Source organism: Sphingomonas sp. SAFR-052 (assembly GCF_051965015.1).
Lineage (GTDB): Bacteria > Pseudomonadota > Alphaproteobacteria > Sphingomonadales > Sphingomonadaceae > Sphingomonas.
This window is the reverse complement of sequence record NZ_JBQCMO010000004.1, coordinates 337,104-358,962: the sequence shown is the minus strand read 5'-3', so window position 1 is coordinate 358,962 and position 21,859 is coordinate 337,104. Positions and strand designations below refer to the sequence as shown.

The following is a 21,859-nucleotide window of genomic DNA, read 5'->3' as shown; positions in this document are numbered from 1 at the left end:
ATGCACGGGCGCATGACAGCCCGGATCATCGACGGAAAAGCCTTTGCCGCCCGATTGCGCGCGCGGGTCGCCACCCACGCCGCCGCCTTTGCCGAAGCCGCCGGCCGTCCTGCCGGCCTCGCCGTCGTGCTGGTCGGCGAGGATGCTGCGTCGGCGGTCTATGTCCGGTCGAAGGGGAAGGCGACGCGCGAGGCCGGCATGGCCAGCTTCGAACATCGCCTGTCGGCCGACGTGTCGCAGGACGTGCTGATCGCGCTGGTCGAGCAGTTGAACGCCGATCCCGCGGTCGACGGCATCCTCGTGCAACTGCCGCTGCCGAACCATCTCGACAGCGATGCGGTGCTGCTGACCATCGATCCCGACAAGGATGTCGACGGCTTCCACCCGGTCAATGCCGGGCGGCTGGCGACCGGGCTGCCGGGGATGGTGCCGTGCACGCCCTATGGCTGCCTGTTGCTGCTGCGCGACGAACTTGGCGACCTGTCGGGCAAGGATGCGGTGGTGGTTGGCCGCTCGAACATCGTCGGCAAGCCGATGGCGGCATTGTTGACCGCCGAGAGCTGCACCGTCACCATCGCCCATTCGCGGACCCACGACCTGCCCGGCCATGTCGTGCGTGCCGATATCGTCGTCGCCGCGGTCGGGCGGGCGAATTTCGTGAAGGGCGAATGGCTGAAGCCCGGCGCGACCGTCATCGATGTCGGCATCAACCGTACCGATGTCGGGCTGGTCGGCGATGTCGATTTCGCCTCCGCCGTGCCGGTCGCGGGCGCAATCACCCCGGTGCCGGGCGGGGTCGGGCCGATGACCATCGCCTGCCTGCTGCGCAACACGCTGGTCGCGGCGCATCGGCGCGAAGGACTCTCGTTCGACGATAGCGCGCTGTGATCGAGCTGTTCGTCTCGTCGCTCATCACCTTCTTCGTGGTGATCGATCCGCCGGGCTGCGCGCCGATTTATGCCGGGTTGACGACCGGCGCGTCCGACGTGCAGCGTCGGTCGATGGCGATCCGCGCGGTCGGCATCGCCACCGCTATCCTCGTCGTCTTCGCGCTGTTCGGGCAGGCGCTGCTCAAGGCGCTGGGCATCAGTCTCGACAGTTTCCGCATCGCCGGCGGCATCATGCTGTTCCTGATCGCGCTCGAAATGGTGTTCGAAAAGCGCACCCAGCGCCGCGAGGATCGCGCGCAGAAGATCATCGAGACGCATGAGGTCGAGGACGTGTCGACCTTTCCGATGGCGATGCCGATGATCGCCGGGCCGGGATCGATCGCATCGGTGATGCTGCTCATGAGCCAGGTCGGCGACTGGAGCGCGCGTGCCGTGGTGCTGGGCGCGCTGGCGTCGATCCTGCTGCTGACGCTGCTCGCACTCCTCGCGGCGGGGCCGCTGATGAAACTGCTCGGTGCGCGGATCGAGGCGGTGATTACCCGCCTGCTCGGCGTGCTGCTGGCGGCATTGGCGGCGCAGTTCGTGATCGACGGGCTGCGCGCGAGTTTTCTCTAGACATTGCGATGTGTTGCTGATTGGTTACAGCCAGCAGGTAATTTTAATAATACGTTCACCCGTATTTACAAATCCCCTTGTATCGACGGATACTTGCCGCCGTTCGAGCCGCCCGATGCGCGGCCCGACTGCTTGGAACGCCCGCCAGGGTTAAAGGGGATTGCTGCTTCCATGATTGCTTTCTCGATGCGCACGTCGTTGCGCCGCGGAACCGCTTTGTCCGCGCTTGCCGCAGCCAGCACCGGTCTGTTCGCCGTGCCGGTATCGGCGCAGGAAGTCGCGCCGGCCGGCACCACCGTGCCCGTGCCCGCGACCCCGGCAGACGATACGTCGCAGGACATCATCGTCACCGGATCGATTTTGCGCGGCACCGATAGCGGCATCTCGCCGGTCACGACGCTGACCGCCGAAAATCTCGACGCGCGCGGCATCAACACGGTGCAGGACGCGATCCAGCTGCTGTCGTCAAACAACGGCCCGGCGCTGACCAACTCGTTCACCGCCAACGGCGCGTTCGCCGGCGGTGCGTCGGCGGTGTCGCTGCGCGGCCTGTCGACCAGCTCGACGCTGGTGCTGTTCGACGGCCTGCGCGCCGCCTATTATCCGCTTGCCGATGACGGTTCGCGCAACTTCGTCGACCTGAACACCATCCCCGACGACATCGTCGAGCGCGTCGATGTGCTGCGCGACGGCGCCTCGTCGAGCTACGGCGCCGATGCGATCGCGGGCGTGGTCAACATCATCACCAAGCGTTCGTTCAAGGGCATTGGCGGCCGGGTCGAAGCCGGCATTTCGGAAGACGGCGTCGCCGCCAACCAGCGCCTGACGCTGACCGCCGGCACCGGCGATCTCGATGAGCAGGGCTACAACGCGTACATCAGCGGCTTCTATTTCCGCAGCGAAGGCGTCGCCAACAAGGACCTGCCCGGTATCTTCGCCACCGATGACCAGCGCAGCATCGGCGGTCCGAACGGCATTCTGAACGGTCAGAATGCCGCCGGTGAAATCAACGGTTTCAACGTTGGCAGCACCTTTTACGTGCGCCCGGGCACGACCGGCCGCTATCAGATCCTGAACCCGACGGCTGGCTGCTACGCTGGTCCTTCCGTCACGCCGACCCAGGCCGATCTGACACGGACCAACTCGAATGGGCAGCTCGTCAACGGAACGCTGCCGGTTTCGAACGTCTGTCAGGAGGACCTGACCTACAATTACGGCAACGTGACCCCGGACATCGAACGCTTCGGCGGTTCGGCCCGCTTCACCGCGAAGGTGGGCGATACGTCGGAAGCGTATCTGTCGGTCAACTTCCAGCAGACGCGGTCGAGCTATTACGGCCTGACCGGCGTGATCCGCGGCAATGCCCCGACCGGCATCCTGTTCCCGCAATTCTCGACCTCGTCGGGCGCGGCGACCTTTGCACCGGGTTCGGCGGTTCTGACGCTGCCGGTCTATGTCTGCGCGGCACGCGTCAATTGCACCGCGGCCAACGGCACGCTCAACCCGAACAACCCGTTCGCGGCGTCGGGCCAGACCGCGCAGATCCTCGGCCGCAACCAGGAGCGTACCTATAACGAGACGCGCAGCCGCGTATATCGTGCGGCGTTCGGCCTGAACGGCACGATCTTCGACGATATCGACTATAACTTCAGTGCGACCGCGATGCACACCGACCTGCGTCGTCTGCAGGATGGCTATGTCTATATCCAGAACCTGCTGAACGTCATCGCTGACGGTTCGTACAACTTCGTGAACCCCGGCCAGAACACGCAGGCGGTTCGCGACTATCTGACTCCGGTCAACATCACCGACACCTCGTCGGATCTGTACCAGACGCAGGTCACCTTCTCGAAGGAACTGTTCAACCTGCCGGGTGGTCCGGTCCAGCTCGGCGTCGGCGGCTCGATCTTCTACGAAGCGGTCAACGCGCCCAGCGCCAATCCGGACAACAACGGCCCGACGCAGCGTTACTTCACGATCAACGCGTTCGGCACCGAAGGCAACCGTACCGTCAGCTCGGCCTTTGCCGAAATCCAGGCGCCGGTCTTCGATCAGTTGGACGTCAACGTGTCGGGCCGTTACGATCACTATTCGACCGGGCAGAGCAACTTCTCGCCGAAGGTCGGTGCGCGCTTCACCCCGATCCGGCAGCTGTCGGTACGTGGTACCTGGTCGCGCGGTTTCCGTATCCCGAGCTTTGCGGAAGCCAATGCGCTGCCGACGACTGGCTATGTCAGCCAGTCGATCACCAACGTGCCGGCCAGCTTCCGTGCGCAATATGGCGCGGCCTGCGCCGACGACGCGACGGCAGCCACTGCCTGCCCGACCTATCTGACCAGCTATTCGATCGGGTCGACCACGCTCGCCTCGCCGAACCTGCAGCCCGAAAAGTCGCGCAGCTACACCGCCGGTATCCAGTTCTCGCCGGTGCCGAACTTCACCTTCACCGCCGACTATTTCAACATCAAGAAGACCGGCGCGATCACTTCGCCGTCGAACGCCGCCGCGATCGCCGCCTATTATGCGGGCCAGCCGATCCCGGCCGGGTTTAACGTCATTCCGGACGCGCCCGACGTCAACCTGCAGAACGGCCGCCCGCGCATCGGCTTCGTCGAATCGCAGCTCATCAACTCCGACACGATCTTCTCGGAAGGTATCGATTTCGGTCTGACGGGTCGCGTCGATTTCGGCGGCTTCCAGTGGCGCACCGCCGCCAATGTCAGCTGGCTGATCGAACTGAGCACGACCTTCCCGGACGGTACGAAGGAAACCTATGTCGACACGCTCGGCAACTTCAACCTGACGGCGGGCAACGGCACCTTCCGCTGGCGCGGCAACTGGTCGAACACCTTCTCGTTCGACAAGGTCGACGTGACCGGCACCGTCAACTACGTGTCGGGCTACGACCTGTCGGCCGAGGACCAGGGCGGCGATTACGGCGACTGCTCGCTCAACCCCGGCTATGTCGATTGCCGTGTGAAGAGCTATCTGACTGCCGATCTGAACGTCAGCTTCAACGTCAACGACAACGTCACCTTCTACGTCAACGCGCTGAACGTGTTCGATCGCCTGCCGCCGATCGACCCGGTCACCTATGGCGCCCACCTCTACAACCCGGTGCAGGGCGGCAACGGCATCTTCGGCCGCAGCTTCCGTGCGGGTGCGAAGTTCGGCTTCTAGTCGCTTCGACAGATACACAGCCTGCGGAAAGGGCCGCTTCCCGATGGGAGGCGGCCCTTTTTGCGTTCCAGTTCGATCAAGGTCGAGCTCTGCTGCGCCGGGCTATGTTGCTGGGCGGCGCCACGCGCAGTGCCGTAACACCAGCGCGAATTACAGTTGTAATACAGTAATTCTCCAAAAGTCGAAGGTTTGGTACTTATCGATCTTCGATCAATGGTCCTGAGCTACCAGAGAAATAAATACATAAGGATTTCTTATCGGCATTATTTTTCAACGGCTTGAATGTCCGTGGACCGAAACTCCCTTCAAACGTAGCGACTGTTACCAAAAAACCACGTGGGCGTGATTTCTATTCTAGGACTGCGTTGCCAGATTGCGCCAAAACTTAAACGCCTCCTAATCTTCATATGTTGCATCGTGTTGACGATGTGCGGAAGCAACAGGGGTAAATATGAAGACAAACATGCGGACGGCGTTGCTCGCATCCACGCTGTTGATGGGGGTCGCGGCACCCGCGGCGGCACAGGTTGCGCAGGGTCCGGAGAGCCCGACCAGCCAGACGACCGGCGAACCGGAAGCCGATGCCGACGTCATCACCGTTACCGGTTCGCGCATCGCGCGCCCCGACCTTGACGCACCCAGCCCAGTGACCACCGTCACGGCCGAACAGTTCAATCTGACCGGCACCGTCACCGTTGAAACGCTGCTCAACGAACTGCCGCAGTTGATCCCGGGCAACACCCGCGTGTCGAACAACCAGGGCGGTGAAAGCTTCTCGACGCTCGATCTGCGCGGCCTCGGTCCGCAGCGCACGCTGATCCTGATCGACGGCGAACGCGTTTCGGCTTCGTCGGTCAGCGGCGTCGTCGACATCAACAGCATCCCGACCGGCCTGATCGAACGCGTGGACGTCGTTACCGGCGGTGCCTCGGCGGTCTATGGTTCGGACGCGATCGCCGGCGTCGTCAACTTCGTGCTCAAGGATCGCTACGACGGCGCGGAACTGACCGCGCAATACGGCATCAACGAACAGGGCGATGGCGCGACCTTCAACATCCAGGGTCTGATCGGCGGTAACTTCAACGACGATCGCGGTAACCTGACGCTGTTCGGCGGCTATTCGACCCGTGCGGCGATCGGGCAGGGTTCGCGCCGCATCACGACGCCTGCTTCGGTTCTGATCTATAACGATGCCGGCACCGACAGCGAGGAAGACGATCGCATCCGCGTCGCCAATCCGCTCGAGCTGATTTCTGCGGGCAACAACGACTCGCTCTACGCCAATGGCGGTTCGGCTACCCCGCCCTGGGGTCAGGTGTCGAACAACGCCAGCAACCCGTTCCGGAACCTTTCGACGCTGCTGCCCGGCACGTTCGCAGGGGCGAATACCGATTGTAATCCGGCGACGGCAGGCGTGAACGTCAACAGCGGCACGCTGTCGTTCAACGATGCGGGCCAGCTCTCGCCTTACTTCGGCAGCGGTCTGTGCGGCTATGCCGTCCGCTCGACGGGTTCGAGCCGTTACAACTTCAACCCGGCTAACCTGTTGCAGACGCCGCTCAACCGCCTGCTGCTATCGTCGACCGCACGGTACGAAGTCACCGATGATATCGTACTGAAGGTGCTGGCGAACTATGTCGATACGCAGCAGACCGTGAATCTGGCGCCGACCCCGGCGACCGGCATCAGCGTGCCGTATAACAGCCCGCTGCTGCCCGCCGATCTGCGCACCGCGCTCGCCAGCCGACCGAACCCGACCGCGCCCTTCACCTATGCGCGTCGGTTCAGCGAAACCGGTCCGCGTGTCGGCATCTACGATTCGACCACGTTCAACATCCGCGGCACGCTGTCGGGCAAGATCGACGACAATTTCCGCTGGGATGCGACGCTCAGCTACGGCAAGGTCGATTCGCTGGCGACCTCGCTCGGCAACATCAACCGGACGGCGGTTGCGCAGGGCCTGAACGGCTGCCCCACGGGCTCGCTGCCGGGCTGCGTACCGGTCAACATCTTCGGGGCGAACACGCTGACCCCGGCGATGCTGTCGTTCGTGCGCATCGATACGAAGGAAGCGCGGACCTTCGAACAGGTTCGTGCGGCCGCCAACGTCTCGGGTTCGCTGTTCAAGCTGCCCTATGGCGACGTGCAGATCGCGCTGGGCGGCGAAGTCCGCACCGATCGTGGCGCTATCAACGTCGATGATGCGCAGCGGACCGGCAACATCTACGGCTTCAACGCGGTGCAGAGCCAGGCCGGTACGATCAACGTGAAGGAAGGCTACGGCGAAATCCGCGTGCCGCTGCTCGCAGAAATCCCGTTCTTCCACGACTTGTCGCTCGAAGCGGGTGCGCGCTACTCGGACTATTCGACGATCGGCAACCTCTTCAACTGGAAGGCCGGCGCGCAATGGGCCCCGATCAGCTGGATGCGGTTCCGCGGTATCTATAACAAGGCGGCGCGCGCTCCGGCGATCGTCGAACTGTTCCAGAACGGCGACCAGGGCTTTCCGAGCTATGTCGATCCCTGCAACGCCGGCGCCAGCCGGACCGCGCAGGCGCTCGCCATCTGTCAGGGCCAGACCCCGGCCTTCGCTGCGGCGGGCGGCTATGCCGACTTCCAGCAGCTCAACAGCCAGGTCGAAGCCTTCGCGTTCGGCAACCCGAACCTGCGCGAGGAACGTGCCGAGACCTATACGCTGGGTACGGTGCTGACCCCGAAGATCGGCTTCGGTACGCTGTCGATGACCGTCGACTATTACAACATCAAGATCGAGAACCTCATCACCACGCTCGGTGCCGGGTTCTTTATCAACCAGTGCTATGTGCAGAATGTCTCGACGGCGTGCGACCGCATCCGTCGTAACACCGGTACCGGCCAGATCGACGCGATCAACACGGCGACCGGCAACCAGGGCACCCGCCGTACCGATGGTATCGACACGGCCGTCAACCTGACGCTGCCGTTCGATCAGTTCGGTGCGGACGGCCGTCTGCGCGTGCAGGAGGTCTTCTCCTGGACCCGCAGCTACAAGCTCGACGATACCGAGTTTGCCGGTCGTTCGAGCGGCGGTAACGGCGGGGCGATCCCGGCGTACAAGTCGACGCTGACCGTTGGCTACGACCTTGATCGGTTCTCGATTCAGGGTCGCTGGAACTTCGTGTCGCGCGTGATCGAAGACTTCGGTCTGCCGGTGAACCCGGTGACACCGACGCTCAGCTACTATGACATGACCATTCGTCAGGGCATCAATGACAAGTTCGACCTGACGCTGATCGTCAACAACCTGCTCGATGCCAAGGCGAAGCGTACGCCGAACGGCTATTTCGATCAGGGTGGTGTCGACACCACTTGGTATGGCCCGATCATCTTCGGCCGGTCGTACACGGTACAGGCGCGCGTCGTCTTCTAAACGCGCGTTCCGGTTCGGACGCACAGGGCGGCGGGGAGCGATCCCCGCCGCCTTTTCGTTTACCCTACGCTGAGCGTCAGCGCGCCATCGCCCTCATCGACCCGCACCGTCGACCCGTCCTTCACGCTGCCGCGCAGGATCAGGTCGGCCAGCGGATCTTGTAGATATCGCTGAACCGCGCGCTTCAATGGCCGGGCGCCATAGACCGGGTCGTAGCCGACGCGACCGAGCCAAGCCCGAGCGGCGTCGGTCAGTTCGACCTTCACTTTGCGATCCGCCAGCAACCGCCCGACGCGGCCGACCTGGATGTCGACGATCGGCGCCATGTGATCCGCCGCCAGCCGGTGGAACAGGATGATCTCGTCCAGCCGGTTGAGGAATTCCGGGCGGAAATGGGCACGGACCACGTCCATCACCTGCGGCTCGACCGTCTCGACGCCTGCGCCATCGGGCAGGTTGGTCAGATATTGCGAGCCGAGGTTCGACGTCAGGATCACGATCGTGTTCGAGAAATCGACCGTGCGCCCCTGTCCATCGGTCAGGCGACCGTCGTCGAGTACCTGGAGCAGGATGTTGAAGACGTCGCCATGCGCCTTCTCCACCTCGTCGAACAGCACGACCTGATAGGGGCGGCGGCGCACCGCTTCGGTCAGCTTGCCGCCTTCCTCATAGCCGACATAGCCGGGGGGGGCGCCGATCAGCCGTGCGACCGCGTGCTTTTCCATGAACTCGCTCATGTCGATGCGCACCATGGCGTTGGGATCGTCGAACAGGAATTCGGCGAGCGCCTTGGTCAGCTCGGTCTTGCCCACACCCGTCGGCCCGAGGAACAGGAAGCTGCCCAGCGGCCGGTTCGGGTCCTGCAGCCCGGCACGCGAACGGCGGACAGCGGTGGCGACGGCGCGCACCGCCTCGCTCTGGCCGATCACCCGCTTGCCGAGCGCATCCTCCATATTCAGCAGCTTCTCGCGCTCGCCCTCCAGCATCCGATCGACCGGCACCCCGGTCCAGCGGCTGACGACGCCGGCGATATCGTCGGCGGTCACTTCCTCGCGCAGCATCGCACCGCCGGCATCCTGTTGCGCCTCGACCAACCGCTTTTCGAGCGTCGGGATCGTGCCATAAGTCAGTTCGGACATGCGGGCGAGGTCGCCAGAGCGCTGCGCCTGTTCGAGCGCGACGCGCGCGGCGTCGAGCTGTTCCTTGAGCTTGGCTTCCGACGCGATCTTGTCGCGCTCGCCCTGCCAGCGGGTGGTCAGTTCGGACAATTGCTGTTCGAGATTGGCCAGTTCCTCCTCCAGCGTGTCGAGCCGGTCGATGCTCGCCGCGTCGCTCTCGCGGCGCAGCGCCTCGCGCTCGATCTTCATGCGCAGGATGCGGCGGTCGAGGCTTTCGATTTCCTCGGGCTTGCTCTCCACCTCCATGCGGATGCGGCTGGCGGCCTCGTCCATCAGGTCGATCGCCTTGTCGGGCAGGAAGCGGTCGGTGATGTAGCGGTTCGACAGCGTCGCCGCCGATACCAGCGCACCATCGGTGATCCGCACGCCGTGATGGAGTTCGTATTTCTCCTTCAGGCCGCGCAGGATGCTGATCGTATCCTCGACGGTCGGCTCGCCGACGAACACCGGCTGGAACCGCCGCTGGAGCGCCGGGTCCTTTTCGACATGCTTGCGATATTCGTCGAGCGTCGTCGCGCCGATGCAGTGCAGCTCGCCGCGGGCCAGCGCAGGTTTCAGCAGATTGCCGGCATCCATCGCCCCTTCGGATTTGCCCGCACCGATCAGCGTGTGCATCTCGTCGATGAACAGGATGATCTGCCCGTCGCCGGCCTTCACTTCGTCGAGCACGCCCTTCAGCCGCTCCTCGAACTCGCCGCGATATTTCGCGCCCGCGATCAGCGAGCCCATGTCGAGCGACATCAGGCTGCGGTCCTTCAGGCCGTCGGGCACGTCGCCATTGGCGATGCGCAGCGCGAGGCCTTCGGCGATCGCGGTCTTGCCGACGCCCGGCTCGCCGATCAGCACCGGATTGTTCTTGGTCCGACGCGCAAGGATCTGGATCGTGCGGCGGATTTCCTCGTCGCGGCCGATGACGGGGTCGAGCTTGCCGTCGCGCGCCGCCGCGGTCAGGTCGCGGGCGAATTTCTTGAGCGCGTCATAGCGGTCCTCGGCCCCGGCGGTATCGGCGGTGCGGCCGCCGCGCAGCTTGTCGATCGCGGCGTTCAGATTCTGCGGCGTGACGCCGGCAGCGGTCAGCGCCTTGCCCGCCGGCCCCTGCGACATGGCGAGTGCCAGCAGCATGCGCTCGACGGTGACGAAGCTGTCGCCCGCCTTGGTCGCGATCTGTTCGGCCTGGTCGAGCAGGCGGACGCTGTCATTGTCGAGGCCGGGATTCTGCTGTGCGCCCGACCCGGATACCGCCGGCATCTTGGCCAGCGCCGCATCGACATCGGCGATCGCGCGGCGCGCATCGCCGCCCGCGGTGGTGATAAGGCCCGCAGCCATGCCCTGCTCGTCGTCGAGCAGCGCCTTCAGGATATGTTCGGGCGTGATCCGCTGGTGCGAATTGCGGATCGCCACCGTCTGTGCCGCCTGCAAAAAGCCCTTTGCGCGGTCGGTGAATTTTTCGAGGTTCATGTTGCTCCCCTGTGGTGTTGCCGGCGATATGGTGTGGTAAAAGGGCAACACAAGAGGGCGTGCATCGTTTGGCACGGCACGGCGTTGGAGGCGCGATGGCACGTGGCGTTCGCATCCTTGGCTGGGCATTGGTGTGGATCGGCGCGGTCCTGTGCCTTGCCGTGACGGTCGTGCCGCGCTTCCTCGACCGTATCTATTATCGCGGCGTCGCGGGCGACCATTTCGACGGCGCGCGCTTCTTCAACCCCGATGGCGACGATACCTCGGCCCCGCCGGGTGGCAGCCGCAGCGGCTTTTTTTGGCGACAGGCGACGGGCAGCGACGGCCGCCCGCCCTGGCCCACACAGGTGCCGGTCCAGCCCGCACGGCCCGCCGAACTGCTGCCCGCCGCGACGCCCCCGGCGAGCGATCCCGCGCAGACGCCGTTGCGGGTGACATGGGTCGGCCATGCATCGGTGCTGGTGCAGACGCCCGGCCTCAACATCCTGACCGATCCGGTGTGGAGCGAGCGCGCCGGTCCGTTCGGCTTCGGCCCGAAACGGGTCGCGGCTCCCGGCATCGCGCTCAACGACCTGCCGAAGATCGACCTGATCGTCATCAGCCACAATCATTACGACCACCTCGACCTCGCGACGCTCAAGACGCTGGTCGACCGCGACCGTCCGGCGATCGTCACGTCGCTCGGCAACGATGCGATTCTGCGCAGCGCCGGTATCGCCGCGACCGCGCTCGATTGGCGACAGGTGCAGCGGGTGGCGGGCGCCAACGTTCATGTCGTGCGCAACCATCACTGGTCGAGCCGCTGGTTCGTCGACCGCAACCGCGCGTTGTGGTCGGCGTTCGTCGTCGAATTGCCCGGCGGCAATCTGTTCTTCGCGGGCGATACCGGCATGGGCGACGGCGCATGGGTGGAGGAGGCAAGGGCGCTTGGCCCGATCCGCCTTGCCCTGATCCCCATCGGCGCCTTCCGTTTCCAGCCCGGACAGATGGCCAGCGGCGCGCATATCGGACCAGTCGATGCGCTCGACGTGTTCCGGCGGCTGGGCGCGTCGCACGGGGCGGCGATCCATTGGGGCACGTTCCGCCTGTCGTACGAAGGCTATGCGACCCCGCCGAAACTGCTGAGCGCGGCGAAGGGCTGTGCGGGGATCACCGATCGCCGCTTCGGAGCGATATTGATCGGCCGCCCGGTCGATATCGCGCCGATGCGCGCGCCAACGGCGGCGTCGTTCGACCGGGCGGCCGTGCTGCGCTGTCTGGAAGGCCCGGCGGGCAACGGCTTGCGGTGATCGGAGAAGCCCAGCGGCAACGCACTGAACCAGTAGCGTACCCCCGCGCAGGCGGGGGTCCAGGGTCCCAAGTGCAAACCGTTGTTTTGCTTGGCTCTGGGCCCCCGCCTGCGCGGGGGTGCGGTGTGTTCGTGGCGCGGCTCGCGACGTTCGCCGAAGCCGCGCCAGTCGACGGCGACGAACCCCAGCTTGCGCTGACGACCCCATCCGCCCTATTGGTCACAACAGATACGATCCGGCACAGACCGGACCACAGGAGAGAGACATGCTCGATTTCGCGCTCGGCGAGATGGCCGACGCCATTCGCGAGACTACGCAGCGCTTCGCCGCCGACCGCATCGCGCCGATCGCCGCGGCGGTCGATGCCGAGGATCGCTTTCCGCAAGAGCTCTGGCCCGAAATGGGCGCGCTCGGCCTGCACGGCATCACCGTCAGCGAGGAAGATGGCGGCCTGGGTCTCGGCTATCTCGAACATGTCGTCGCCTGCGAGGAAGTGGCGCGCGCCTCCGCCTCGGTCGGCCTGTCCTATGGCGCCCACTCCAACCTGTGCGTCAACCAGATCGCGCGCTGGGGATCGCCTGAGCAGAAGGCGAAGTATCTCCCCAAACTCATCAGCGGCGACCATGTCGGCTCGCTCGCCATGTCGGAGGCGGGGGCGGGGTCCGACGTCGTCTCGATGAAGCTGCGCGCCGACAAGGTCGATGGCGGCTACCGCCTGAACGGTACGAAGTTCTGGATCACCAACGCCCCCTATGCCGCGACTTTGGTCGTCTATGCTAAGACCGATCCGCAAGCGGGATCGAAGGGGATCACCGCCTTCCTGATCGAACGCGATTTCGCCGGTTTCTCGATCGGGCAGAAGATCGACAAGATGGGCATGCGCGGATCGCCCACCGCCGAGCTGGTCTTCGACGACTGTTTCGTGCCGGACGATAACGTCATGGGTCCGCTGAACGGTGGCGTCGGCGTGCTGATGTCGGGCCTCGATTACGAGCGCGTCGTGCTGTCGGGCATCCAACTCGGCATCATGCAGGCGTGCCTCGAGACCGTCCTGCCGTACGTCGCCGAGCGCAAGCAGTTCGGCAAGCCGATCGGTGCGTTCCAGCTGATGCAGGGCAAGATCGCCGACATGTCGGTCGCCCTCAACAGCGCGCGGGCCTATGTCTATGCGGTCGCCCGTGCCTGCGACGCCGGCCGCACCACGCGGCATGACGCGGCGGGCGCGATCCTGCTGGCGTCGGAAAATGCGGTGAAGGTCGCCAATGACGCGATCCAGGCGCTGGGCGGCGCGGGCTATACGAAGGACTGGCCGGTCGAACGCTATTTCCGCGATGCGAAGCTGCTCGACATCGGCGCGGGGACCAACGAAGTTCGCCGGATGCTGATCGGCCGCGAATTGCTGGGTGAGGGAACGCGCGCACAATGACGGTGCTGCCGACACTGGTCGATCGCGGCTCCGAAGCGTTCGCCGCCAATGCTGCGCATAACGAAGCGTTGGCCGACGAACTGCGCACCCGGACGGCCACTACCGCACGCGGCGGACCCGAGCGCAGCCGTGAACGCCATGTCGCGCGCGGCAAGCTGTTGCCGCGCGACCGCATCCACCGCCTGCTCGACGCCGGATCGCCCTTCCTCGAAATCGGCGCGCTGGCAGCGGGCGGCATGTATGATGACGAGGCCCCGGCGGCAGGCGTGATCGCCGGCATCGGTCGGGTGCATGGCCGGCAGGTGATGGTCGTCGCCAACGACCCGACCGTAAAGGGCGGCGCGTACTTCCCGATGACGGTCAAGAAGCATCTCCGCGCACAGGAGATCGCATCGGAAAACCATCTACCGTGCATCTATCTGGTCGACAGCGGCGGCGCGAACCTGCCGCACCAGGCGGAGGTGTTCCCCGACCGCGACCATTTCGGCCGCATCTTCTTCAACCAGGCGCAGATGTCGGCCAAGGGCATTGCCCAGATCGCTTGTGTGCTCGGCAGTTGCACCGCCGGCGGCGCATACGTCCCCGCCATGTCCGACGAAACGGTCATCGTGCGCGGGCAGGGGACGATCTTCCTCGCTGGCCCGCCCCTCGTGAAAGCCGCGACCGGCGAGGTCATCAGCGCCGAGGAACTGGGCGGCGCCGACACCCATGGCCGCAAATCGGGCGTGGTCGATCATGTCGCGGAGGATGATGAGCAGGCGCTGCTGATCGTCCGCGACATCGTCGCGACCTTGCCCCCGCCGCGTCGTGCGGAACTGGCGCTGGCCGAACCGCGTGCCCCGCTCCACGATCCCGCCGACCTGGCGGGGATCGTCCCCACCGACGTCCGCGCGCCGTACGATGTGCGCGAGGTGATCGGCCGCATCGTCGACGGCTCGGAACTGCACGAATTCAAGCCGCTCTACGGCACGACGTTGGTCTGCGGTTTCGCCCGCATCTGGGGCATGCCGGTCGCTATCCTCGCCAACAACGGCGTGCTGTTCTCCGAAAGCGCGCAGAAGGGCGCGCATTTCATCGAACTCGCCTGTCAGCGGCGCACGCCCTTGCTGTTCCTCCAGAACATCTCGGGCTTCATGGTCGGCGGCAAGTACGAGGCGGAGGGGATCGCCAAGCATGGCGCGAAGCTGGTCACTGCCGTCGCCACCGCACAGGTGCCGAAGCTGACCGTGCTGATCGGCGGCAGCTTCGGTGCCGGCAATTACGGCATGTGCGGCCGCGCCTATTCGCCCCGCTTCCTGTTCACCTGGCCCAACAGCCGCATCTCGGTGATGGGCGGTGAACAGGCAGCGAGCGTGCTGGCGACCGTCCACCGCGATGCGGAAACGTGGACGCCGGAGGAAGCCGAAGCGTTCAAGACCCCGATCCGCGAACGCTACGAGGCGGAGGGAAGTCCGTATTACGCCACCGCCCGGCTATGGGACGACGGCGTGATCCTACCCGAACAGACCCGCGACGTGCTCGGCCTCGCCTTGTCGGCGACGCTGAACGCGCCTATCGCCGACCGTGCGCAGTTCGGCATCTTCCGGATGTGATGAGGTGCGATCCGCCCCCCATCCGTATCCCCGCGCAGGCGGGGATCCAGAGCCAAGCCGACGGACGTCGGTTACGGGTAACCCTGGACCCCCGCCTGCGCGGAGGTGCAACCATAAGTGGATGGGGCGGACCGCATGACCACCATCTCCAACCTCTCCCCGATCCGCCCGACCAAACTCACCGAACCGGCCTTCACCCCGGCCAAGACCCCGGCCGGCCCGGCACCCGGCTTCACCCCCGGCCCCAATACCGGGCTCGACAGCGTTGCCTATGACGCGATCCTCGCCATGGTCACCCGCGCCATCGCCAGCCTGCCGCCCGGCACCGCGCTGTCGAGCTTTCTCCACACCGTCGCCCGCGTGACGGCGGAGGTCGAGGCGCAACTCGCCGCGTCCCCCGCGGCGCGCGACGGCGGCACCCTGTCGCCCGAAGCGCGCACGACCACCGCCCAGGCCGAGGCGATCGCCCAGCGCCTCGCCGCCGCCTTCGCCCCCGATCCGGTCACCGCCCGCGCCGCGATCGCCGATGCGTTTCGGCCCGATGTTCACACCGGCCCGGAAGTCAGCGCCCGCGATCTCGCACTTGCCGCCGCGGCGATGCTCGGCACCCGCGCCGACTTCACGCCACAGCCGCCCGCCTCCTCCCCGACCGCGGTCGATCCCGACACCGACCCCATGCCCCCGGAACAGCCCATGCGCGACCGCCTTTATCTGCTCGACCCGCAGTTCGACGACCCTGCCTATCCCGGCCGCAGCTTCTATTGCCGCGACTGTGTCACCATCGACGGCCTGCTCGCCCGTTTCCCCGCCAAGGCGTCGGAGCTGGAGGTGATCCGCATCCCCTATCCGCGCCCGCGCGACGCCGTGATCGCATTGGTCGGGGAGGCGCACCAGAACCTGCCGCTGCTGGTACTCGCGCCCCATGCCGATGCGTCGCTGGCGGACGGCCGCCATGGCGGCACCCGCTTCGTCAGCGACTTCAAGGGGCTGCTCCACGCGCTCCATATCCGCCACGGTTTCCCGGAGGCGCATCCATGACGCTTTCCTATCCGATCCACGCGACCTATCCTGTCCCGCCCGCCGGGCGCATTGCCGCCGGGCTCCGCGAAACGCTTATACGTGGCACCTTCGCCAACTTCGGGGCGGGCAAATGATCGAATCGCTCCTGATCGCGAATCGCGGCGAAATCGCCCGCCGCATCCTGCGGACCGCCCGCCGCCTGGGCATCCGCACCATCGCCGTCCATAGCGACGTCGACGCCAACCTGCCCTTCGTCACCGAAGCCGACCAGGCCGTCTGCATCGGCCCGGCCCCGGCGCGCGAAAGCTATCTCGACGGCGCCAAAATCCTTGCGGCCGCCCGCCAAACCGGCGCAGCGGCGATCCATCCCGGCTATGGCTTCCTGTCCGAAAATGCCGTGTTTGCCGAAGCCGTTACCGCCGCCGGCCTGATCTGGGTCGGCGCCCCTGCCTCCGCCATCCGGGCAATGGGCCTAAAGGACGCGGCCAAGTCGCGGATGATCGCCGCCGGCGTCCCCGTCACCCCCGGCTATCTCGGCGAGGACCAGTCGCCCGACCGGTTGCGGGCGGAGGCCGACGCGATCGGCTATCCCGTGCTCATCAAGGCGGTAGCCGGCGGCGGCGGCAAGGGCATGCGCCGCGTCGACGCCCCCGCCGCCTTCCTCGAAGCGCTCGACAGTTGCCGCCGCGAAGCCGCCGCCGCGTTCGGCGACGACCGGGTGCTGATCGAGAAATACATTCTTTCTCCGCGGCATATCGAGGTGCAGGTCTTCGGCGACACGCATGGCAACGCCGTCCACCTGTTCGAACGCGACTGCTCGCTGCAACGCCGCCACCAGAAGGTGATCGAGGAAGCCCCCGCGCCCGGCATGGACGCGGCGACCCGTGCCGCCGTCTGCGACGCCGCCGTCCGCGCCGCCCGCGCGGTCGACTATGTTGGGGCGGGGACGATCGAATTCATCGCCGACGGATCGCAGGGACTTAGCGCCGACCGCATCTGGTTCATGGAAATGAACACCCGGCTGCAGGTCGAACACCCGGTGACCGAGGCGATTACCGGCACCGACCTCGTCGAATGGCAGCTCCGCGTCGCATCGGGCGAACCACTGCCGCTGCGGCAGGACCAACTGTCGATCAATGGCTGGGCGATGGAGGCGCGCCTCTATGCCGAAAACCCGACGACCGGCTTCCTGCCCTCTACGGGCACGCTGACCCACCTCAAGCTCCCCGACGATATCCGCGTCGATGCCGGGGTGCGGCAGGGCGATGCGGTGACGCCGCATTACGACCCGATGATCGCCAAGCTGATCGTCCACCGCCCGACCCGCACCGCCGCCGCCGCCGCGCTGGCGAAGGCCGCCGCATCGGTGCAGGTCTGGCCGGTCCGCACCAACGCCGCCTTTCTCGCCCGCTGTGCCGGCCATGCGGATTTCGTCGCCGCGCGGATCGATACCGGCTTCATCGAACGCCATCTGGACGCGCTGGTCCCGACCGGCACTCCGCCCGAAACGGTAATCGGTGGCGCAGCGGCGGCGCTGGTCGCGACCGATCGTGGCGACCCGTGGCAGGCGCTGGCCGGCTTCCGCCTCAACGCCGCCGCCGACCGGAATGTCGCGGTGGCGATTGGCGGCACGACTCATCTCGCCGAAGCCAATCCGGCGGGCGAGATCGCGCAGGTCGCCCATGAACGCGTCCTGTTCGCCGACGGCGAAGCCTTCCCCTTCGCCGCGCCGGTCGCGGGGCAGGGCGGGGCGGCGAGTGCCGGTGACGGCGCGATCCTCTCCCCCATGCCCGGCCGCATCGTCGCGGTTGCGGTTTCCGCCGGCGACCGCGTCACCGCCGGGCAGCGGCTGGTGGTACTGGAGGCGATGAAGATGGAGCAAGCCCTGCTCAGCCCGTTCGACGGCACCGTCGCCGACCTGTCCGCCCGCGAAGGGGCGCAGGTCGCCGAAGGAATTTTGCTCGCCCGAATCGTGAAGGACGACGCATGACCGGCCGCTTCTACGACGAATGGCGGATCGGCGAACGGATCGAGCATCCGATCCGCCGCACGGTAACCGAAACCGACAATCTGCTGTTCTCGGCGATGACCCACAACCCGCAGCCGCTGCACATCGATGCCGAGGCGGCGAGGGCGTCGGAGTTCGGGCAGATCCTCGTCAACGGCACCTTTACCTTCGCGTTGATGGTCGGGCTGTCGGTGGGCGAAACGACACTCGGCACGCTGGTCGCCAATCTAGGCTACGACCAGTTGGTGATGCCCAGGCCGGTCTTTCTCGGCGACACGCTGCGTGCCACGACCGAGGTCACTGCGCTCAAAGACAGCCGCTCGCGCTCCGATGCCGGGATCGTGACCTTCACCCACGAACTGCACAATCAGCGGGACGAAATCGTCTGTCGCTGCCTGCGCAGTGCCTTGCTGAAGCGCCGGACATGACGCTGCGTTCGCTGCTGTTCGTGCCGGGCGATCGGCCCGACCGCTTCGCCAAGGCGGCGGCGAGCGGGGCGGACGCGCTGATCCTCGATCTGGAGGACGCGGTTGCTGCTGCGAACAAGGACGTTGCCCGCGCCGCGGTCGCCGATTGGCTCCGCGAACCGGCGGCGGTCCCACGTTTCGTGCGGATCAATCCGGTCGGCGGTCCGCTCGCGATCGGCGATCTCGACGCGCTGGCCGGTACCCGCCCCGACGGCATCATGGTGCCCAAGGCCGAGGGGGCGGCCACGATCGGCCGTATCGATGCGCTGCTTGCCGAGCGTGGCCTCGGGCATATCCGGCTACTGCCGATCGCGACCGAGACTCCCTCGGCGATCTTCCAGATCGGCAGCTATGCAACGGTCGCAAACCGGCTCGTCGGTCTGACCTGGGGGGCGGAGGACCTGCCCGCGTCGATCGGTGCAGCAAGCTCGCGCGAGGCGGACGGCGGCTATACCGCGCCCTATGAACTCGCCCGCTCGCTGACCCTGTTCGGCGCGCATGCCGCCGGGGTGGCGGCGATCGACACCGTCTATCCGGCGATCCGCGACGAAGCCGGGCTAGCCGCCTATGCCGCCCGCGCCGCGCGCGACGGTTTCACGGCGATGATGGCGATCCACCCGGCACAGGTCGCCGCGATCAACGCCGCCTTCACGCCGACGGCGGAGGCGGTGGCGCGGGCGCAGGCGATTATCGACGCCTTCGCCGCGCAGCCCGATGCCGGCGCGTTGCAGGTCGATGGCCGGATGGTCGACGCGCCGCACCTGAAACAGGCGCGGCGGGTCCTGGGGTTGGGGTAACAGGTCCTTATTCGAACGGGATCGCGGGCGGCGGCGCGGCCAGCTTGCGAAGCGCCGCGCGCCGCTCGCGCTCGACCAGCGCCCGGTCGGCGGTCAGCCGCTTGCGGACCGCCAGATAATGGAGCGCGGCGCGGCGGTCGTCCTCCGACAGCGGCGTCGCCGGCAGATCGGCGGCGGCTTCCTCCAGCGCGGTCGCGCTCGGCGTCGGCGTGGCATGGGGCAGGCCGGCATGGCCCTGCGACGCGATGTCGTACCAATAGGCGGCCGAGCGGGAGAAACCGGGCAGCGCCTCCGCCACGGCGGTAAACTGCTCGACCGCCATCGCATGTCGGACTAGTTCGGCCTCGATCGGGATCAGCGCGCGTTCGGCCAGCAACATGCGCAGCATCGTCGCGTCGCGATCGAATCGGCCCCATGCCGCCTGGTTGAAATTCTGTTGCGCATTCTGCAGCGTCAGCGCCTGCAGGATCTCACGCCGGTCGGGGCGCCGCCACAGCCAGCCGATGCCCTGGATCGCGAACCAGCCCCAACCGATCAGCGCGAACCCGGCCATCGCCAGCAACAGCACGCGCCACAGCGGTTCGGCGGTCGATCCGGCCGCGATGCCGACCGCGACGGCCGCGATCGTCGCCAGCGCCAGGCCCAATCGCGGGTCGCGATACCATGTCTCGCGCAAACCGCGCCTCCTCTGCTCACCCAAGGTCGTCGAGTCTAGCATCAATCGCGCCGCCATCGCCACCGGGCCGTCATGCCGCCAGTTGCAGCCGGTCGCGGCCCTCCGCCTTTGCGGCGTATAGCGCACGGTCGGCCGCGCGCAGCACCGCGGCAGCGCTGCCCCCGGAATCGATCGACGCGATGCCGGCGCTGACGGTCAGCAGGACCGTCGCCTCCCCATGGCGCAGCTGCGTTGCCGCCAGCGTCGCGCGCAGCCGCTCGCCCAGATGTCGGGCCTGTTCGACGGTGGCGCCGGGGAACAGGATGCCGAATTCCTCGCCGCCCAACCGCGCGACGACGTCCTCCTCGCGCACCACTCTGCGCGCGATCCGGGCGAAGGATTGCAGGACATGATCGCCGACCGCATGGCCGAACCGGTCGTTGACCGCCTTGAAATGGTCGAGGTCGAATACGGCGACGCTGCCGGCCCGCCCGCCCTCGGCCGCGACCGCGATCCGGGCGGCAAGCGCCGCGTCGAACACCCGCCGGTTGGCGAGGCCGGTCAACGGATCGGTCGAAGCGGCACGCGACAATTCGGCCTCCAGCGACTTGCGATGCGAAACGTCGCGGATCATCGATACGGTGCCGGTGACCGCGCCGTCCTCATCGGTCACCGCACGGGTATGTGCTTCGAACCAGCTGAGCGCCCCGCCGGCGACGCGAGCGCGATATTCGACGATCTGAGTGCCGGTCGGTGCACGAATGGCGTCGCGGTGCGCCACCAGCACGAGATCGCGGTCGGTCGGATGCACCAGTTCGAGTGCGCGGCTGCCGAGCAACTGGCTCGGCGACTTGCCAATGACCGGTTCGATCGATGGCGACAGATAGACGATGCGCCCGCCCCGGTCGATGCTGAGGACGATGTCGCTCGAATGATCGGCCAGCAGGCGATAGCGGGCCTCGCTCTCGCGCAACCGGCGGTAGAGCGATTGCCGCCGGCTGAGATCGGCAGCGACCGGAAAGGCGGTCAGCACGGTACTGGCGATATAGAGTTGCAGGAATTCGAGCCGGATATGGACGTCGCCGCCGAGGAAATTGGCCGGTCCCATGCCGTGCAGTGTCGCATAGCTGCCGACGGCGGCCAGCACCATCGTCGACGTTGCGGCGCCGATCAGTCCTAGCCGGAAGGTGGTGAGCATGACGGGCAGGATCGGCAAGAACAGCAGCGGCAGGCGATCCTGCCCGAATACGCCGGCCGCAACGATCGTGGTCGTGACGAGCAGGACCGTGCCTTCGACCCGCGTCGGCCCAGCGGCGCTCCGCCACCACCGGGGGATCACGCCGGAGAACAGCATCGCGAACAGTGGCGTCAGCGCGATCATCCCCAGCCCATGGCCGACGAACCATGTCCGCCACTGCCCGGTAAAGGGCTGGTCGTATTGCAGCGCGGCGACGGTGGCCGCGATCGTCGCGCCCAGCGCCGGTGCGACGATCCCGATCGCCACGACATAGCGGCCGATCCGCGCCAGCGTGCCAAGGAAACCGCGGCGCATCTTCATACGGTGAAACAGCCACATGGCGACCACGACCTCGCCGATCTTGGCGATGGCCATCGGCACGGCGGCCACCATGGCGAAATCGAGCACGACCGAAGCCGCCAGGCTGGCGATCGTCGCGCCGATCAGGATCGCCGCCCATTCCCGGCGCGACCGCACGATCAGCAGCGCGAGGAGGGCAGGGGAGGCGAGCCACATCGTCGCGACGCCCTTGTTCAGCACCGGGTCGATCGCCAGCATTGCCGACAAGAAATAGACCAGTCCCGAAAACAGCCCGATCCCGATCCTGCGATTTCGCTTCGACATGGTGCCGATCGTGA

14 protein-coding genes are annotated in these 21,859 nt (G+C 66.5%); 11 read left to right on the top strand and 3 right to left on the bottom strand.

What is annotated here, in order from left to right; translation table 11 throughout:
* The first annotated feature begins 12 nt into the window (after positions 1-12).
* From folD to ACTHQV_RS09490, 4 genes are all read left to right on the top strand, one after another.
* Entirely contained in the window at positions 13-888 is an 876-nt protein-coding gene (folD, locus tag ACTHQV_RS09505; protein ID WP_440489855.1) for a bifunctional methylenetetrahydrofolate dehydrogenase/methenyltetrahydrofolate cyclohydrolase FolD, read from the top strand.
* Positions 885-1,505 carry a MarC family protein gene (locus ACTHQV_RS09500; RefSeq protein ID WP_440489853.1) on the top strand — a complete coding sequence of 207 codons (621 nt, stop codon included), beginning with the start codon at positions 885-887 and terminating at the stop codon, positions 1,503-1,505. The genes folD and ACTHQV_RS09500 overlap by 4 nt, the downstream gene beginning before the upstream one ends.
* A 171-nt stretch (positions 1,506-1,676) precedes the next feature.
* A complete protein-coding gene (locus tag ACTHQV_RS09495; RefSeq protein WP_440489852.1) occupies positions 1,677-4,685 on the top strand; it encodes a TonB-dependent receptor domain-containing protein in 3,009 nt (1,002 codons plus the stop codon).
* Positions 4,686-5,136: 451 nt separating this feature from the next.
* Positions 5,137-8,094: a TonB-dependent receptor plug domain-containing protein gene (locus ACTHQV_RS09490; RefSeq protein ID WP_440489850.1), complete on the top strand. Its 2,958-nt coding sequence runs from the start codon at positions 5,137-5,139 to the stop codon at positions 8,092-8,094.
* 59 nt (positions 8,095-8,153) lie between these two features.
* Here ACTHQV_RS09490 and clpB read toward each other — a convergent pair whose 3' ends face one another.
* Positions 8,154-10,730 (bottom strand): ATP-dependent chaperone ClpB, encoded by a 2,577-nt coding sequence (clpB, locus tag ACTHQV_RS09485; RefSeq protein WP_440489849.1) that lies wholly within the window; start codon positions 10,728-10,730, stop codon positions 8,154-8,156.
* Positions 10,731-10,825: 95 nt separating this feature from the next.
* Between clpB and ACTHQV_RS09480 the strand changes: the two genes are divergently transcribed.
* From ACTHQV_RS09480 to ACTHQV_RS09450, 7 genes are all read left to right on the top strand, one after another.
* Entirely contained in the window at positions 10,826-12,019 is a 1,194-nt protein-coding gene (locus ACTHQV_RS09480) for an MBL fold metallo-hydrolase (RefSeq protein WP_440489847.1), read from the top strand.
* A gap of 265 nt (positions 12,020-12,284) precedes the next feature.
* Positions 12,285-13,445, top strand: a complete 1,161-nt coding sequence (locus ACTHQV_RS09475) for an acyl-CoA dehydrogenase family protein (RefSeq protein ID WP_440489846.1) — start codon at positions 12,285-12,287, stop codon at positions 13,443-13,445.
* Positions 13,442-15,037 (top strand): carboxyl transferase domain-containing protein, encoded by a 1,596-nt coding sequence (locus ACTHQV_RS09470; RefSeq protein ID WP_440489844.1) that lies wholly within the window; start codon positions 13,442-13,444, stop codon positions 15,035-15,037. The genes ACTHQV_RS09475 and ACTHQV_RS09470 overlap by 4 nt, the downstream gene beginning before the upstream one ends.
* 135 nt (positions 15,038-15,172) lie before the next feature.
* On the top strand, positions 15,173-16,075 hold the full coding sequence (locus ACTHQV_RS09465; protein ID WP_440489843.1) for a DUF3088 family protein: 903 nt from the start codon (positions 15,173-15,175) through the stop codon (positions 16,073-16,075).
* A gap of 112 nt (positions 16,076-16,187) precedes the next feature.
* Entirely contained in the window at positions 16,188-18,047 is a 1,860-nt protein-coding gene (locus tag ACTHQV_RS09460; protein ID WP_440489841.1) for an acetyl/propionyl/methylcrotonyl-CoA carboxylase subunit alpha, read from the top strand.
* On the top strand, positions 18,044-18,493 hold the full coding sequence (locus ACTHQV_RS09455) for a MaoC family dehydratase (RefSeq protein ID WP_440489839.1): 450 nt from the start codon (positions 18,044-18,046) through the stop codon (positions 18,491-18,493). The genes ACTHQV_RS09460 and ACTHQV_RS09455 overlap by 4 nt, the downstream gene beginning before the upstream one ends.
* The gene (locus tag ACTHQV_RS09450) at positions 18,490-19,329 is read left to right on the top strand and encodes an HpcH/HpaI aldolase/citrate lyase family protein (RefSeq protein ID WP_440489838.1); all 840 of its coding nucleotides are present in this window, start codon (positions 18,490-18,492) and stop codon (positions 19,327-19,329) included. Before ACTHQV_RS09455 ends, ACTHQV_RS09450 begins: the two co-directional genes overlap by 4 nt.
* A 7-nt stretch (positions 19,330-19,336) precedes the next feature.
* Here the strand turns inward: ACTHQV_RS09450 and ACTHQV_RS09445 are convergent, their stop codons facing one another.
* The gene (locus ACTHQV_RS09445; RefSeq protein ID WP_440489836.1) at positions 19,337-20,005 is read right to left on the bottom strand and encodes a hypothetical protein; all 669 of its coding nucleotides are present in this window, start codon (positions 20,003-20,005) and stop codon (positions 19,337-19,339) included.
* Positions 20,006-20,075: 70 nt separating this feature from the next.
* Positions 20,076-21,845 (bottom strand): diguanylate cyclase, encoded by a 1,770-nt coding sequence (locus ACTHQV_RS09440; RefSeq protein ID WP_440489834.1) that lies wholly within the window; start codon positions 21,843-21,845, stop codon positions 20,076-20,078.
* Positions 21,846-21,859: the final 14 nt, after the last annotated feature.

What these genes read in the sequence shown, in the direction of transcription:
- folD (WP_440489855.1), top strand. Translation starts at nt 13, where the DNA reads ATGACAGCCCGGATCATCGACGGAAAAGCCTTTGCCGCCCGATTGCGC.
- ACTHQV_RS09495 (WP_440489852.1), top strand. Translation starts at nt 1,677, where the DNA reads ATGATTGCTTTCTCGATGCGCACGTCGTTGCGCCGCGGAACCGCTTTG.
- ACTHQV_RS09490 (WP_440489850.1), top strand. Translation starts at nt 5,137, where the DNA reads ATGAAGACAAACATGCGGACGGCGTTGCTCGCATCCACGCTGTTGATG.
- clpB (WP_440489849.1), bottom strand. Translation starts at nt 10,730, where the DNA reads ATGAACCTCGAAAAATTCACCGACCGCGCAAAGGGCTTTTTGCAGGCG.
- ACTHQV_RS09480 (WP_440489847.1), top strand. Translation starts at nt 10,826, where the DNA reads ATGGCACGTGGCGTTCGCATCCTTGGCTGGGCATTGGTGTGGATCGGC.
- ACTHQV_RS09475 (WP_440489846.1), top strand. Translation starts at nt 12,285, where the DNA reads ATGCTCGATTTCGCGCTCGGCGAGATGGCCGACGCCATTCGCGAGACT.
- ACTHQV_RS09470 (WP_440489844.1), top strand. Translation starts at nt 13,442, where the DNA reads ATGACGGTGCTGCCGACACTGGTCGATCGCGGCTCCGAAGCGTTCGCC.
- ACTHQV_RS09465 (WP_440489843.1), top strand. Translation starts at nt 15,173, where the DNA reads ATGACCACCATCTCCAACCTCTCCCCGATCCGCCCGACCAAACTCACC.
- ACTHQV_RS09460 (WP_440489841.1), top strand. Translation starts at nt 16,188, where the DNA reads ATGATCGAATCGCTCCTGATCGCGAATCGCGGCGAAATCGCCCGCCGC.
- ACTHQV_RS09455 (WP_440489839.1), top strand. Translation starts at nt 18,044, where the DNA reads ATGACCGGCCGCTTCTACGACGAATGGCGGATCGGCGAACGGATCGAG.
- ACTHQV_RS09450 (WP_440489838.1), top strand. Translation starts at nt 18,490, where the DNA reads ATGACGCTGCGTTCGCTGCTGTTCGTGCCGGGCGATCGGCCCGACCGC.
- ACTHQV_RS09440 (WP_440489834.1), bottom strand. Translation starts at nt 21,845, where the DNA reads ATGTCGAAGCGAAATCGCAGGATCGGGATCGGGCTGTTTTCGGGACTG.